At 63.4% G+C, this 224-nt stretch carries 1 protein-coding gene; it reads left to right on the top strand.

Annotated features, from left to right (window positions below; translation table 11 throughout):
• Positions 1-20: 20 nt before the first annotated feature.
• On the top strand, positions 21-224 hold a 204-nt coding region (locus ACM0OY_RS40700), incomplete at its 3' end, for a hypothetical protein (RefSeq protein WP_414574349.1).

The raw sequence follows: 224 nt of genomic DNA, 5'->3' as shown, positions 1-224 counted from the left end.
GGATGGATTGGGATTACTGGATGCCCGAGTCGGTGCTGGGGGCATCCAGCGGCTTCAATTCCTCTGTCGAGCAGTACAGCGCCGAGGCCCGCCTGTCGCATCTGCCCAGCGGCGAGACCGGCCTGGACTGGATGGTCGGCCTGTATGGTTCGAAGATCCGCCGCGATTCGCCGTATGCCATCGCGATGCCCAATGTCTTCAGCAGTGTGACGACGGCCCGCAAC

The organism is Nostoc sp. CCY 9925 (assembly GCF_963920935.1).
GTDB lineage: Bacteria > Cyanobacteriota > Cyanobacteriia > Cyanobacteriales > Nostocaceae > Nostoc.
The sequence above is the reverse complement of the archived record's forward strand: the minus strand, read 5'-3'. Positions and strand labels throughout refer to the sequence as shown.